Consider the following 14,827-nt stretch of genomic DNA (forward strand, 5'->3'; position numbering starts at 1 on the left):
CGCTCGGCGGCCGTGCGGTGCTTAGGTTTACCTAAGTTAACACCCCGCCGCCCGCCGCACCTCTTGTCGCCCCGGGCCCGTCACTTCCCCAGCGTGGTGAGCAGCCGGTGCAGCGCGTTGTTCAGACCCCACCGCGCGGCCAGCGCGTCCAGGGTCTCCGGGTCGAGCGGTTCGGCGGGCAGCGCCGGGTCGAACTCCGGCAGGGGTACGTCCCCGGCGACCCGCACCACCGTCGGGGCGACGGCCACATAGGCCCTGGCCTCGTCCAGCCGCTTGCGCTGCGAGGGTGTCAGCCCCGAACGCGGATCGTCGACCGCCGCCATGATCCCCGCCAGATCCCCGAACGCGTCCAGCAGCTTGGCCGCCGTCTTCTCCCCGATCCCGGGCACACCGGGCAGCCCGTCGCTCGGATCGCCCCGCAGCAGCGCCAGATCGACATACCCGGAGCCGGTCACCCCGTACTTCTCGCGCAGCCACGCCTCGTCCGTCATCTGGAGCGATCCGACGCCTTTGAGCGGATACAAGACCCGCACCCCGCGGGCGTCGTCCACCAACTGATACAGGTCGCGGTCGCCGGTGACGATGTCCACCGGGCCGGCAGCGGCGCCGGCGAGGGTGCCGATCACGTCGTCCGCCTCGTACCCCGCCACGCCGACGCGGGCGATCCCCAGCGCGTCCAGCACGGCCTCGATGATCGGCACCTGCGGTGCGAGGGTGTCCGGGGTCTCCTCCTCGTCCGGGCCCTGAGCCGTCTCCACCGCCACGCGGTGCGCCTTGTACGACGGGATCAGATCCACCCGCCACCGGGGCCGCCAGTCGGCGTCCCAGCAGGCCACGAGGTCGTCCGGGTGGTGGTCCTGGACGAGCCGGGTGATGAAGTCGAGCAGGCCCCGGACCGCGTTGACGGGCGTGCCGTCAGGGGCGCGCACCGAGTCGGGGACCCCGAAATAGGCGCGGAAGTAGAGGGAGGCGGTGTCGAGGAGCATCAGGCGTCGCGTCACATCCCTGATGATGCCGCATCCCACTGACAGCGGCCGGACACCGGCGGCCGTGAGCCCGGCGGCCCGGAACCGCCGGCGCCCCGTCCGACCTGCGAGGAAGTGCCCGAGTGGAGTGGACCACATAGACGTTTGGGCCATGCAAGGGAGGGCAGGCGCGCATCCGGAGCGAACCCGGGCGCGAACTCTCGGGGGCCGTGGACCGGCCACGCGGGCAGACCCCGTACCGCTTCACGGCCCGCCGGCGGGGGTGGCGGGCCGTTTCTCATTTCGACGGCGTGAGGTGTATGTGTCCAGGCTCCAGGCGGAACATCTGTACAAGGTGTTCGGCGCACGACCCGAAGACGCGGTGCGGAAGCTCGAAAGCGGCACGGACCGCGACGAGTTGCGCGCCGACGGCACGACCGCCGCGGTGATCGACGCCTCGTTCTCCGTCGATCCCGGTCAGATATTCGTCGTGATGGGCCTCTCCGGGTCCGGCAAGTCCACGCTGCTGCGCATGCTCAACGGTCTGCTGGAGCCGACGGCGGGGCGGGTGCTCTTCGACGGCCAGGATCTGACCGCCCTGAGCGCGGCCCAGCTTCGTACCGTGCGCTCCACCAAGATCAGCATGGTGTTCCAGCACTTCGCGCTCTTTCCGCACCGCAGCGTGCTCGAGAACGCGGGATACGGCCTGGAGGTCCAGGGCATCCCACGCCGCGAGCGCGAAAGACGCGCCGCCGAGGCGCTTGAACTCGCGGGCCTGGCCGGCTGGGAGAAGGCCTGGCCCGACGAGCTGTCCGGCGGTATGCAGCAGCGGGTGGGCCTCGCCCGCGCGCTCGCCACCGACGCGGACCTGCTGCTGATGGACGAGTCGTTCAGCGCGCTCGACCCGCTCATCCGCCGTGACATGCAGGACCAGCTCCTGGAACTCCAGAAGCGGCTGAAGAAGACCATCGTCTTCATCACCCACGACCTCAACGAGGCCATGCGGCTCGGCGACCGGATCGCCGTGATGCGCGACGGCGAGATCGTCCAGCTCGGCACCGCCGAGGACATCCTCGTCACCCCGGCCAACGACTACGTCGCCTCCTTCACCCAGGACGTCGACCGCTCACGAGTCCTGACCGCCGGCGCGATCATGGCGGACGCCGACACCGCCCATGGCAGCCGTACCGACGACGGCAAGGAGCTGCGCACGGACAAGGACGTGCTGGCGGCGGCGCCCGCCACCGTCTCCGTGGGCACTCCGATCATCGAGCTGTTCACCCCCTGCTCGACCAGCTCGGTCCCCGTCGCCGTCACCGACGACGAGGGGCGCCTGGTCGGCGTCGTACCGCGCGCCCGGCTCCTGGCCGTACTCGGCGAGCCGATGACCCCCGCCGACGCGCCCGCGCCCCCTGCGGCGCCGGTGGCCGGCGTCGGGCCGACGACGCTGACCGTCGACAAGGAGGCGGCCAGTGCCTAGGCTCCCGCTCGGCGAGTGGGTCGACAGCGGAGTCGACTTCCTCCAGCGCCATCTCTCCTGGCTGTTCGACGCGATCAGCTCGCTCGTCACCCACATGTACGACGCCGTCGACGCGGTGCTCAACGGTCCCCAGCCGCTGCTCCTCGCCGGCATCCTGGCCGTACTCGCCTGGTGGCTTCGCGGCCTCCTCGCGGCCGTGCTCGCCTTCGTCGGCTTCGCCCTCATCGACTCGATCGAGCTGTGGGAACTCGCGATGTCGACGCTCTCGCTCGTGCTCGTCGCGACGATCGTCATCCTGGTCATCGCGGTGCCCCTCGGCGTCTGGGCCGCGCGCTCGAGCACCGTCAGCGCCGTCATCCGGCCCGTGCTCGACTTCATGCAGACGATGCCCGCGATGGTCTATCTGATCCCCGGCATCATCTTCTTCGGCGTCGGCGTGGTCCCCGGCATCATCGCCACGATCATCTTCGCCCTGCCGCCCGGCGTCCGCATGACGGAGCTGGGCATCCGGCAGGTCGACGCCGAACTGGTGGAGGCCGCCGAGGCGTTCGGCACCAGCCCGCGCGACACCCTGCTGCGCGTCCAGCTTCCGCTCGCGCTCCCGACGATCATGGCCGGCATCAACCAGGTGATCATGCTGGGTCTGTCGATGGTCGTCATCGCCGGCATGGTCGGCGGCGGTGGTCTCGGCGGCGCCGTCTACCGCGCCATCGGCAACGTCGACATCGGGCTCGGCTTCGAGGCGGGTGTCTCCATCGTCATCCTGGCGATGTATCTGGACCGGCTGACCGGCGCGCTGGGCCGGCAGGTCTCGCCGCTGGGCCGCCGTGCGCTCGCCAAGGCGCGGGCGATGAGCGGTTCGCTCAAGGTGCGGGACCACCGGCCGCGTCCCTCGGTCGCGGTGGTCGGTGTGGTCGTCCTCGCGCTCGTCGCGGGCGGCATGAGCATCTTCGGCGGCGGCGACAAGGCCGCGACGGTCGCCGGCGAGGGGGACGTCGGCCAGGGCAAGAAGATCAGCATGGGCTACATCCCCTGGGACGAGGGCGTCGCCTCCACCTTCCTCTGGAAGGAACTGCTGGAGCGGCGCGGTTACGAGGTCGAGGCCACCCAGTACGAGGCCGGGGCGCTCTACACCGGCCAGGCGAACGGCCAGGTCGACCTCCAGACCGACTCCTGGCTGCCGACCACCCACGCCACCTACTGGGCCAAGTACCAGGACAAACTGGAGGACATGGGCGCCTGGTACGGCGAGACGTCCCTGGAGCTGTCCGTGCCCTCGTACGTGAAGGGTGTCGACTCGCTCGCGGATCTCAAGGGCCAGGCCGACCAGTTCAAGGGCCGGATCATCGGCATCGAGCCCAGCGCCGGCGAGATGGGCATCCTCAAGGACAAGGTCCTGAAGGAGTACGGCCTCGAGGGCGAGTACAAGGTCGTCGACGGCTCCACGCCCGGCATGCTGGCCGAGCTGAAGCGCGCGTACGAGAAGAAGGAACCGGTCGTCGTCACGCTCTGGTCCCCGCACTGGGCGTACAACACCTACGACCTGAAGAAGCTCACCGACCCCAAGGGCACCTGGGGTGAGGGCGACGGCGTGCACATGCTCGCCCGCAAGGGCTTCTCCGCCGAGAACCCGAGCATCGCCAAGTGGCTCAAGAGCTTCAAGATGACCGAGGACCAGCTCACCAGCCTCGAGGCGAAGATCCAGGGCGCCGGCAAGGGCAAGGAGCAGGAGGCCGTACGCGCCTGGCTGGCGGACAACCCCGAACTGGCCGACAAGTGGACCCCGGTCTCCGGCGTCAGCAAGGGCGCGAACGGCAAGGACGAACGTGACAGGCCCATCGAGGTCGCCTGGTTCCCCTGGGAGGAGGACATCGCGGCCACGTATCTGTGGAAGGCGGTGCTGGAGGACCGGGGTTACACGATGAACCTCAAGCAGTTCGAGGTCGGTCCGATGTACACGGCGCTCGCCCGGGGGCAGATCGACGTCCAGTTCGACGGCTGGCTGCCCAACACACAGAAGAGATACTGGGACAAGTACGGCGACAAACTCTCCGACCTCGGCTCCTGGTACGGGCCGACGTCACTGGAGATCGCCGTGCCCTCCTATGTGAAGGGCGTCGACTCGCTGGCCGACCTGAAGGGCCGCGAGGACGAGTTCAAGGGCCGGATCGTCGGTATCGAGCCCGGCACCGAAACCATGAACATCCTTAAGAACACGGTCCTGCCGGACTACGGCCTGGACGGCGGCTACGAGGTCGTCGACAGCTCCACGCCCGGCATGCTGGCCGAACTGGAGCGCTCGTACGCGAAGAAGGAGCCCATCGCGGTCATGCTGTGGACCCCGCACTGGGCCTACAGCGAGTACGAGCTGACCAAGCTGAAGGACCCGAAGAAGGCGTTCGGCGAGGGCGACCAGATCCGCACCGTGGCCAACAAGGACTTTCCGAAGAACTACCCGCAGCTCACCGAGTGGTTCAAGAACTTCAAGCTCAGCGAGGAACAGCTCGCCGGGCTGGAGAACGAGATCCAGAAGCGGGGTACGGGGCATGAGGAGGAGGCGGTGAGGGCCTGGATGGCGAAGAATCCGGGCATCGCCGATCAGATCGCTCCGCAGTAGCGGAACGGAACGTATCGCCGTACCGATGTGCCGGTGTATCGGCATGTCGATGTGTGGCGAAAGGGCGGGCGTCGCGCGAAGCGGTGCCCGCCCTTTCGGTGCCCGCCGGCAGGGCGCGTTCGGGGGCGCGGCGTCGTACGTTGGAGCGTGTGGCCCTACGGATCGGTAACCGGATCGCCTCACCGCATCGCGGTGAGTGGGACAGACCGCCCTTGCGCGGCCGTCAACTCTGAGAAGATGACGATCCGGCCGGGAGGGAGCCCAGACATGGACGACAAGGAAGCGCTCAGGGTGGGCGCCGCCGTCCGCAGGCGGCGCAGGTCCCTCGGTCTCACACTGGCGGCCGTCGCCGACCGCAGCGGGCTCTCCGTGCCTTTCCTCAGCCAGATCGAGAACGAACGCGCCCGGCCGAGCGCCCGCTCGCTGGAGCGGGTGGCCGGCGCCCTGGAGACCACCATCGCCGTGCTGCACGCCGCGGCGGACTCGGCGCGCACGGTCGACGTCGTACGGGCCGACGGCGGCGGCCCCGGCCCCGGTGTACGCAGGGTGGCCCGGGGCGGACACCAACTGCACGCCAAGGAGTACACCGGCGAGCAGGACACCGGGCGCGAGTACCAGCACCGCAACGACGAGGTGATGTACATCGCCGACGGCTCGGTGGAGGTCGAGGCCGAAGGCCGCGCGTACCGCCTGGAGCGCGGCGACACGCTGTATCTCTCCGGAGGGGTCAGGCACCGCTGGCGCGCCACCGAGCCGGGCACCCGCATCCTGGTCGTCGCCGTCGCCGAACACATCGACGCGACGTTCGACACCCGGCGCTGAGCGGCGCGCGCCGTGACCGCCGCACCGCGGGTCGTCTCGTTGGTCCCCTCGCTCACCGAGGCCGTCGCGGTCACCGCGCCCGGACTCCTGGTGGGCGCCACCGACTGGTGCGTCCACCCCGCCGGGCTCGACGTCGTACGCGTGGGCGGCACCAAGAATCCGGACATCGCCGTCATCACCGCGCTGCGCCCCGACCTCGTGGTGGCCAACGAGGAGGAGAACCGGGAGCCGGATCTGGCCGCGCTGCGGGCGGCGGGCATCGAGGTGCTGGTCACCGAGGTGCGCCGGCTCGACCAGGCGTTCGCCGAACTGGAGCGGATGCTCGTCACGGGCTGTGGGCTCGCGGTGCCGCGCTGGCTGGACGAGGCTCGCGACGCCTGGGCGGCGGTGCCTCCTTCGTACGGAGAAGGGCGCCGGGCGGTCGTACCGATCTGGCGCAGGCCGTGGATGGTGCTGGGCGGTGACACCTTCGCGGGCGATCTGCTCGCCAGGCTCGGTGTGCACAACGTCTACGGGGAGCTGGCCGAGCGCTACCCGCGCATCGAACCGGACCGGCTGCGGGCCTCGGGCGCCGATCTGGTGGTCCTGCCCGACGAGCCGTACCGCTTCACCGCCGACGACGGTCCCGAGTGCTTTCCCGGACTGCCGGCGGCGCTGGTCGACGGGCGGTTCCTCACCTGGTACGGGCCGTCGCTGGTCCAAGCACCGGCGGCGCTGCGGGCAGCGCTCCGCTGACCAGGCCGTGGACGGTACGGGTCCAGGCGACCGCCCAGGCGGCCGTCAGCAGCACGAACAGGGCGAGTGACAGCCAGGCCAGGGCGGCCAGCCCCGTGGCGCGGGCGAGCCCGGCGGCGCCGGTCACACACGTACCGACCGGGAAGGTGAAGGCCCACCACGTCATCGAGAACGCCATCCCGCGCCGTACCGCCCGCACGACCATCGCGAGTGCCAGCGCCAGCCACAGCAGCGCGAAGCCCATCACCGGGACGCCGTACAGCACGGCGAAGGCGTCCAGGGCCGAGGCGTACGGGTCGGTGGCCGGGGCGCCGAGCGCGGTGGGCGCGGCCCGCGCGAGATGGCCGACCGCCGTCGTGGACTGGCCGAGCGGGCCCAGGACGAGAAAGAGCGCGGGCGTCAGGGCGACGGGCAGCGGACCGATCAGGACGAGCCTGCCGAAGACCAGCGGCAGCAGGGTGAGCGTGGCGAGCAGGCTCAGGCCGAACATGGCATAGCAGGCCAGCAGCAGCGCCTCGCGCCACTGACCGGCGGGCAGATACGGGATCAGCGCCGGGCCGAGCGCCGCCGACACCATCGGGGCCACCACCGGCAGGAGCCACACCGGGGACACGTCGGCGGCCCGCACCCTGTGCCGTACCACCATCAGATACGGGACGGCCACGGCGCCCGCCAGAGCGACCAGCGTGCCCGCCGTGAAAAGCACGGCGTCCACGGCCACGGCGGCGCTCTCGCCGATCACATACCGGCCCACCGCGAGGGTGGCGCCGCCGACCGCGAGCAGCGCCATCGCCAGACATCCGTAGAACGGCGCCACCGCCGGATCGAGCAGATGGGCGCGCGCCCGGTCGCGGTGGTGGACCCAGTGCCCGGCGCGGGCCGTCAGCACGAGCAGGAGCATCAGCGCGGACAGCGCCCATACGGTGACAAGAGCGGCGCGCAGTACGGGGACCCCTCCGGGGTCCCAGGGCAGGGCGGCGCCCGCGCTCGCGACGATCGCGGTCCCCATGACGCTCGCGTACCAGTTGGGTCCGACGTGGCGCAGGACCGGGAAGGGCCGTGGTCGGGGCGGGGCGGGTCGCGTGATCAGGGCTGTCGGGGCGAGGGCGGGCATGGTCCTACCCTCCTCGGGCGATGTCCTCCCCACCAGGCCCCTTGGCGCTATGAGGCCATAACCTGAACGTATGACTGACGAGCCCACGGTGAGCCTCGCCCACCGGGTGCCCGAACTGGGCGCTCTGGAACTGCTCATCGCCGTCGCGCGGCACGGCAGCATGGGCGGGGCGGCCCGTGAGCTGGGCATCAGCCAGCCCGCGGCGAGCAGCCGGATACGGTCCGTCGAACGGCAGCTCGGGGTGAGCCTTTTCGACCGGTCGCCCAGCGGGTCCCGGCTCACCGGCACGGGCGCGCTCGTCACCGACTGGGCGCGGCGGATCATGGAGGCGGCCGAGGCGTTCGACGCGGGCGCACAGGCGCTGCGCGACCGGCGTGACTCACGGCTGCGGGTCGCCGCGAGCATGACCATCGCCGAGTATCTGCTGCCCGGCTGGCTCATCGCGCTCCGCGCGGCCCGGCCGGACACGGCTGTCTCGCTCCTCGCGGGCAACTCGGGCGCGGTGGCCGCGCGGCTGATCGGCGGCGAGGCGGATCTCGGCTTCGCGGAGGGCCTGGCCGTGCCCGCGGGACTGGACGGCACGGTGATCGGCCGCGACCGGCTGGTCGTCGTCGTCGCGCCGACGCACGCGTGGGGGCGCCGTACGGCCCTGACGCCCGAGGAGCTGGCCGCCGCCCCGTTGATCCTCCGTGAGGAGGGCTCGGGCACCCGCCAGGTGCTCGACGCGGCGCTCGCCTCCTACGGAGGTGTTGCCGCGCCGCTGCTCGAACTGTCCTCGACGACGGCGGTCAAGGCGGCGGTGGTGAGCGGCGCGGGGCCCTCGGTGCTCAGTGAGCTGGCCGTGGGGGAGGAGCTGGCGTCGCGGCGGCTGATGGAGGTGGCGGTTTCGGGGGTGTCACTCCGTCGCGACCTGCGGGCGGTGTGGCCGGCGGGGCACAGGCCGAGCGGTCCGGCGCGCGAGCTGCTGTCGTTGACGCGTACGGATCTGGAGGGCGAGCGGCCGGGCGGGTTAGATCCGGTCATGCTCGTACGGCCGGTAACGCCACCCCGCTGATCACGCCTGCGACGCCGCCGTCACCAGCGCCGCCATCACGCGCACGTCCTCGCCCATCTCCGGATGCCACTGCACCCCCAGCACCCACCGCTCGTCGCCCAGCTCCACCGCCTCCACCGTCCCGTCGCCCGCATACGCCGAGACGATCAGCCCCTCGCCCAGTCGGTCCACCGCCTGGTGGTGCGAGGACGGCACATCCGACTCCTCCGGCACGGCGGTCCCGTACCGAGTGCCCGGCACCGGCTTCACCGGATGCTCGCCGAAGACGCCGAGGGTCGCGGCCGTATGGCCCTCGAGATGCTGGATGAGCGTCCCGCCGAGCGCGACGTTCAGCAGTTGCATGCCCCGGCAGATCGCGAGCAGCGGTGTCCCGAACGCCAACGCGGCCTCGATGAGGGCGAGTTCCCAGTCGTCCCGCTCCCTGGCCGGTGGTCCGGTACGGGGGTCGGGCTCGGCCCCGTACCGTACGGGCTCCACATCCGGACCCCCCGCGACGACCAGCCCGTCGAGCCGGGCAACCACCGAGGCGGCGGTGGCCGGCTCGTCCGGCGGGAGCATGACGGCGACGCCGCCCGCGCGCTGGACGAGCCGGGGATATCCCACGGGCAGCAGGGCGGCGGGCAGGTCCCAGACGCCCCACCTGGCCGACGTCTCCAGATACGTGCTGACGCCGATGAGCGGTTTCAAGGATCGTTCCTCCGTCGCGGTGCTGTGCTGTGCTTGTGCTGTGCTGTCACGCTTTGCGTTCAGTCCCGTTTCAGCTCGGCCTCGGCCTCCGCGAGCGCGGCGAACTCCTCCTCGGGGGCGGCGGCGACCAGCCGGTGCCGACTGTAGAAGGCGAAGTAGGCGAGGGCGACCACATAGACGCCGAGCGCGATGAACGCGGCGTCCTTGTCCACCAGGAAGGTCGCCACCAGCGCCGACAGGGCCAGGACGAACGCCACGCCGGAGGTCAGCATGCCGCCCGGTGTGCGGTACGGACGGTGCAGACCGGGCTCGCGGCGCCGCAGTACCAGGTGCGACAGGGCCATCAGGGCGTAGGAGATGGTGGCGCCGAAGACCGCGACGTTCAGCATCCGGCCGCCGTTGCCGCTGCCGGCGGCCAGCGCGAAGCCGATCGCGCCGGGTATCAGCAGGCCGAGGTACGGGGCCTTGCGGCTGCTGGTCAGTGAGAGGAAGCGGGGCAGATAGCCGGCGCGCGAGAGCGCGAACAACTGCCGGGAACCGGCGTAGATGAGCGAGAAGAAGGACGCGACCAGACCGGCGAGCCCCGCGTAGTTGACGAACCGGCTGAGCGCCGTGGGCTCGCCGTCGCCCTGGAGCGCGACCACCAGCGGATTGCCCGCCTCCTGGACCGCGGCGGAGCCACGGGCGCCGGTCGCGGCGAAGAACGTGATCAGGGCCAGCAGGACGAGGATGCCCATGGAGATCGACAGGGCGCGCGGCATCGAGCGCACCGGGTCCTTGGCCTCCTCGGCGGCCAGCGGCACACCCTCGACGCCCAGGAAGAACCACATACCGAACGGGAACGCGGCCCAGATGCCCAACAGGCCGTACGGCAGCCAGGAGTTGGACCCGAAGGCGTCCTCCTGGACGGGGATGTCGTTGAGGCCGCTGCTGTCGAACTCGGTGAAGGCTCCCACGGCGAAGATCAGCAGCGCGGCGACGGCGATGGCCGTCACGACGAGGCTGAAGCGCAGCGCCTCGCCGACGCCCCACAGATGGATGCCGATGAAGATGGCGAAGCAGGCGAGATAGACCGGCCAGCCCGCGTCCAGTCCGAAGAGGTTCAGCGACTCGACGTAGTCACCGATGAAGATGGAGATCGCGGCGGGCGCCAGGATGTACTCGATGAGGATGGCCGTGCCGGTCAGGAAGCCGCCCCAGGTGCCGAGCGCGCGGCGCGCGAAGCCGTAACCGCCGCCCGCCGTGGGCAGGATCGCGGACAGCTCGGCGAGCGAGAAGACGAGACAGGCGTACATCGCGCCCATCAGGAGGGTCGCGATGGCGAGCCCGCCGAAGCCGCCCTCGGAGAGTCCGATGTTCCAGCCGGAGAAGTCCCCGGAGACGACGTAGGCGACGCCGAGGCCGGTCAGCAGGAGCCAGCCGGCGCTGCCGCGCTTCAGCGTGCGGCGGTTCAGATAGGCCGCGTCTTCGGCGGAGCCGCCCGGTGCCGTGCCCGCCGGACCTGCCGGACCCGTCGGACCTGCCGGACCTGCCGGACCCGTCGGACCCGTCGGACCCGTCGGACCGGGTGGTTTGGCGAGTGGGATACCGGAGTCCGTGTCTTCGGCCATGAGCCGCTCCTGCCTCGGGTAAAGGTGTGAGGCCACACCATTGCGGCCGGAATCGCTCGTGCGCAAGCCCTGTGCGTTAAGCCGCTGTTACGGGCCTGGTGGCCCTGCCCTCGATCGCCGGACGGGCTCGACCGCCGGACGGGGCCGATCGGGCTCTCAGGCCAGAAATCCCCGCAGCAGCGCCGCCGTCCCGCCGCAGTGCTCGCGCATCACCTCGCGCGCCGCGTCCGCGTCGCCGGCCAGGACCGCCTCCACCAGCGCCGTGTGCTGCTGCTGGGAGTGCTCCAAGTTCCGTACCAGCAGCGGGATGCAGTCCAGCAGGTCGTTCACGGTCGCGCGGACCGACGCGTACTGCTCGGTGAGCCGCGCCGAGCCGGACAGCTCCGCGAGCGTCAGATGCAGCAGCGTGTCGAGTCGGCGGTAGTCGCCCAGCGGGGCGTCGTGCGTGGCCGCGAGCGCCGTACGCAGCCGGGCCGCCTCGCGCTCGGTCAGCCCGTGCGCCGCGCACAGGCCCGCCGCGCCCACCTCCAGCACCTCGCGGAAGCGCAGCACGTCCTCGATGTCGACGCCCGACACCCGGCGGCGCAGCTCCTCCTCGACCCCCTGCGGCGGGGTGTCGGGCCGGGGCCGGACGAACGTGCCGCCGTAGCGCCCCCGCCGGCTCTCCACCAGCCCCTGCTCCGTGAGGACCTTCAGCACCTCGCGCAGCGTGACCCGGCTGATCCGCAGCCGCTCCGCCAACTCCCGCTCGGCGGGCAGCCGTTCGCCGCCCGCGACCAGCCCCAGTCGCAGCACCTGCATGATCTGCTCCAGAGCCTCCTCGAAACCGTTGCCCGCCCGCACGGGGCGCAGGACGGACGTCAGCCGGTCGGCCGGCTCACCCTTCTTCGCCGCATCCTTCTTCGCCACGTCGCCGTTTCCCCTTCCCAAGCAATGGTCTCCCGGAATACCTTAAGGTCCCCGGCTGGCCGATGGAGGAGTTGTCCCGTGGCAGACCGCACACCCCCGCTCTCCGTCGAGGAACTGCGCGCCCTTGTGGTGAGCGGCGAGATCGACACCGTCGTCCTGGCCTTCCCCGACATGCAGGGCAGACTCCAGGGCAAGCGGTTCGCCGCGCGGTTCTTCCTGGAGGACGTACTGGAACACGGCACGGAGGGCTGCAACTACCTCCTCGCCGTCGACGTCGAGCTGAACACCGTCGACGGCTACGCGATGTCCTCCTGGGACCGCGGTTACGGCGACTTCGCCATGCACCCCGACTTCTCGACCCTGCGCCGTGTCCCCTGGAACGAGGGGACGGCGATGCTCATCGCCGACCTCGCCTGGAACGACGGCTCACCGGTCGTCGCCGCGCCCCGCCAGATCCTGCGCCGCCAGCTCGACCGGCTCGCCGAGCAGGGCTACACCGCGCACGTCGGCACGGAACTCGAGTTCATCGTCTTCAAGGACACCTTCGAGCAGGCGTGGGACAGCGGCTACCGCTCCCTCACCCCCGCCAACCAGTACAACGTCGACTACTCGATCCTCGGCACCGGCCGTATCGAGCCCCTGCTGCGCCGGATCCGCAACGACATGACCGCCGCCGGTCTGACCGTCGAGTCCGCCAAGGGCGAGTGCAATCCGGGCCAGCACGAGATCGTCTTCCGTTACGACGACGCCCTGGTCACCTGTGACCAGCACGCCATCTACAAGACCGGTGCCAAGGAGATCGCCTCCCAAGAAGGCGTCTCGCTCACCTTCATGGCCAAGTACAACGAGCGCGAGGGCAATTCCTGCCACATCCATCTCTCGCTCCAGTCCGCCGACGAACCCGGCACGAACGTGATGGCGGGCGACGACGCCCACGGCATGTCTCCCGTGATGCGCCACTTCCTGGCCGGGCAGCTCGCCGCGCTGCGCGAGTTCTCCCTGCTGTACGCGCCCAACATCAACTCCTACAAACGCTTCGCACCCGGCTCGTTCGCCCCGACCGCCGTCGCGTGGGGCAACGACAACCGCACCTGCTCACTTCGGGTCGTCGGCCACGGCCGCTCCACGCGCTTCGAGAACCGGCTGCCCGGCGGCGACGTCAACCCCCATCTGGCCGTCGCGGGGCTGGTGGCGGCGGGGCTGTACGGCATCGAGCACGCGCTCGAACTCCCCGAGCCCTGCGCCGGGAACGCCTACACCTCCGCGTACGAGCAGGTCCCCACCACCCTGCGCGAGGCCGCCGACCTGTGGGAGCACAGCCCCATCGCCAAGGCCGCGTTCGGGGACGAGGTCGTCGCCCACTACCTCAATCTGGCGCGCGTCGAACTGGCCGCCTTCGACGCCGCCGTGACCGACTGGGAGCTGCGCCGCTCCTTCGAACGCATGTGAGGAACACCGCCGTGCCCGACCAGCCCCACGCCCATCAGATCCTCAATCCGGCGACCGAGGAGGTCGTCGCCACCGTCCCGGCGACGAGCGCGGCCGAGGTCGACACGGCCGTCGCACGGGCCGCCACCGCCCAGCGCCGGTGGTCGGCCGCCGCCCCCGCCGACCGCGCGCGCCTGCTGCGCCGCTTCGCCACCACGGTCGACGGCCACCTCGAAGAACTCGCCCGACTGGAGGTCGAGGAGGCGGGCCACACCCTCGGGAACGCCCGCTGGGAGGCGGGCAACGTCCGCGACCTCCTCGACTACGCCGCCGGGGGAGTGGAGCGCCTGACCGGCCGGCAGATCCCGGTCGCCGGCGGTCTCGACATCACCCTCCTCGAACCGCTCGGGGTCGTCGGCGTCATCGCCCCGTGGAACTTCCCCATGCCCATCGCCGCCTGGGGCACCGCGCCCGCGCTGGCGGCAGGCAACGCCGTACTCCTCAAGCCCGCCGAGACCACCCCGCTGACCGCTCTGCGCCTGGCCGAACTCGCCCTGGAGGCAGGGCTTCCCGAGCATCTGTTCCAGGTCCTGCCGGGCGCCGGGGACGTCGCCGGCCAGGCGCTGGTCGACCACCCCGGCGTGGCCAAGATCGTCTTCACCGGCTCCACCCGGGTGGGCCGCGAGATCATGGCCAGGGGCGCGCGGCACATGAAACGCGTGACCCTCGAACTCGGCGGCAAGAGCCCCAACATCGTCTTCGCCGACGCCGACGTGGAACAGGCGGCGGCACAGGCCCCGATGGCCTATCTGGACAACGCGGGACAGGACTGCTGCGCCCGCACCCGCATCCTCGTCCAGCGCACCGTGTACGACCGGTTCCTCGAACTCCTCGCCCCCGCCGTGCGGTCGGTGGTCGTCGGCGACCCGTCGGACGAGAAGACCCAGATGGGTCCGCTGATCTCGCGCGCCCAACTGGAGCGCGTGCGCGGGTACGTCCCCGAGGGCCGGGCGGCCGTACGGGGCAGCGCCCCCGACGGACCGGGCTTCTGGTTCCCGCCGACCGTCCTCACCGACGTCGCCGCCGACGATCCGGCGGTGACCGAGGAGATCTTCGGGCCGGTCGCCGTGGTGATCCCGTTCGACGACGAACAGGACGCGATCCGCCTCGCCAACGACACCGAGTACGGCCTCTCCGGCTCCCTGTGGACCCGCGACCTCGGCCGCGCGCTGCGCGTCTCGCGCGCCGTCGCCGCCGGCAACCTGTCCGTCAACTCGCACAGCAGCGTGCGCTACTCCACCCCCTTCGGGGGGTACAAGCAGTCCGGCGTCGGGCGTGAGCTGGGACCCGACGCGCTCACCGCGTTCACCGAGACCAAGAACATCTTCATCAGCACGGAGGTCTGA

The 14,827-nt window shown here is 71.1% G+C and carries 12 protein-coding genes; 7 read left to right on the forward strand and 5 right to left on the reverse strand.

From position 1 onward, the window contains the following. Positions 1 to 80: 80 nt before the first annotated feature. A complete protein-coding gene (locus tag OG329_RS34890) occupies positions 81 to 986 on the reverse strand; it encodes a 5'-3' exonuclease H3TH domain-containing protein (RefSeq protein ID WP_405802184.1) in 906 nt (301 codons plus the stop codon). A 361-nt stretch (positions 987 to 1,347) separates the two neighbouring features. Between OG329_RS34890 and OG329_RS34895 the strand changes: the two genes are divergently transcribed. The 4 genes from OG329_RS34895 (at position 1,348) to OG329_RS34910 (ending at position 6,619) form a co-directional block, all read left to right on the forward strand. Then, positions 1,348 to 2,445: a glycine betaine/L-proline ABC transporter ATP-binding protein gene (locus tag OG329_RS34895; protein ID WP_405802185.1), complete on the forward strand. Its 1,098-nt coding sequence runs from the start codon at positions 1,348 to 1,350 to the stop codon at positions 2,443 to 2,445. After that, a complete protein-coding gene (locus OG329_RS34900) occupies positions 2,438 to 5,062 on the forward strand; it encodes an ABC transporter permease/substrate binding protein (protein WP_405800547.1) in 2,625 nt (874 codons plus the stop codon). The genes OG329_RS34895 and OG329_RS34900 overlap by 8 nt, the downstream gene beginning before the upstream one ends. 267 nt (positions 5,063 to 5,329) lie before the next feature. Further along, positions 5,330 to 5,884, forward strand: a complete 555-nt coding sequence (locus tag OG329_RS34905) for a helix-turn-helix domain-containing protein (RefSeq protein WP_405800549.1) — start codon at positions 5,330 to 5,332, stop codon at positions 5,882 to 5,884. Between the two features lie 12 nt (positions 5,885 to 5,896). Beyond that, entirely contained in the window at positions 5,897 to 6,619 is a 723-nt protein-coding gene (locus OG329_RS34910; RefSeq protein ID WP_405800550.1) for a helical backbone metal receptor, read from the forward strand. On the opposite strand, the gene OG329_RS34915 is transcribed toward OG329_RS34910, so the two are convergent. Continuing rightward, positions 6,558 to 7,733: a TDT family transporter gene (locus OG329_RS34915; protein ID WP_405800551.1), complete on the reverse strand. Its 1,176-nt coding sequence runs from the start codon at positions 7,731 to 7,733 to the stop codon at positions 6,558 to 6,560. The genes OG329_RS34910 and OG329_RS34915 overlap by 62 nt on opposite strands. A 70-nt stretch (positions 7,734 to 7,803) precedes the next feature. Between OG329_RS34915 and OG329_RS34920 the strand changes: the two genes are divergently transcribed. Continuing rightward, positions 7,804 to 8,787, forward strand: a complete 984-nt coding sequence (locus OG329_RS34920; protein ID WP_405800553.1) for a LysR family transcriptional regulator — start codon at positions 7,804 to 7,806, stop codon at positions 8,785 to 8,787. Here the strand turns inward: OG329_RS34920 and OG329_RS34925 are convergent, their stop codons facing one another. The 3 genes from OG329_RS34925 to OG329_RS34935 form a co-directional block, all read right to left on the reverse strand. Continuing rightward, a complete protein-coding gene (locus tag OG329_RS34925) occupies positions 8,788 to 9,474 on the reverse strand; it encodes a gamma-glutamyl-gamma-aminobutyrate hydrolase family protein (RefSeq protein WP_405800555.1) in 687 nt (228 codons plus the stop codon). A gap of 59 nt (positions 9,475 to 9,533) precedes the next feature. Continuing rightward, a complete protein-coding gene (gene eat / locus OG329_RS34930) occupies positions 9,534 to 11,084 on the reverse strand; it encodes an ethanolamine permease (protein ID WP_405800557.1) in 1,551 nt (516 codons plus the stop codon). Positions 11,085 to 11,240: 156 nt separating this feature from the next. Then, complete coding sequence (locus OG329_RS34935) at positions 11,241 to 11,993, reverse strand: FadR/GntR family transcriptional regulator (RefSeq protein ID WP_405800559.1); 753 nt, start codon at positions 11,991 to 11,993, stop codon at positions 11,241 to 11,243. A 78-nt stretch (positions 11,994 to 12,071) separates the two neighbouring features. On the opposite strand from OG329_RS34935, the gene OG329_RS34940 reads away from it, so the two are divergent. Together OG329_RS34940 and OG329_RS34945 are read left to right on the forward strand one after the other, a co-directional pair. After that, positions 12,072 to 13,442: a glutamine synthetase family protein gene (locus tag OG329_RS34940; RefSeq protein ID WP_405800561.1), complete on the forward strand. Its 1,371-nt coding sequence runs from the start codon at positions 12,072 to 12,074 to the stop codon at positions 13,440 to 13,442. A gap of 11 nt (positions 13,443 to 13,453) precedes the next feature. After that, positions 13,454 to 14,827 carry an aldehyde dehydrogenase family protein gene (locus OG329_RS34945; protein WP_405800563.1) on the forward strand — a complete coding sequence of 458 codons (1,374 nt, stop codon included), beginning with the start codon at positions 13,454 to 13,456 and terminating at the stop codon, positions 14,825 to 14,827.

It is taken from the genome of Streptomyces sp. NBC_01506, assembly GCF_045040295.1.
GTDB lineage: Bacteria > Actinomycetota > Actinomycetes > Streptomycetales > Streptomycetaceae > Streptomyces.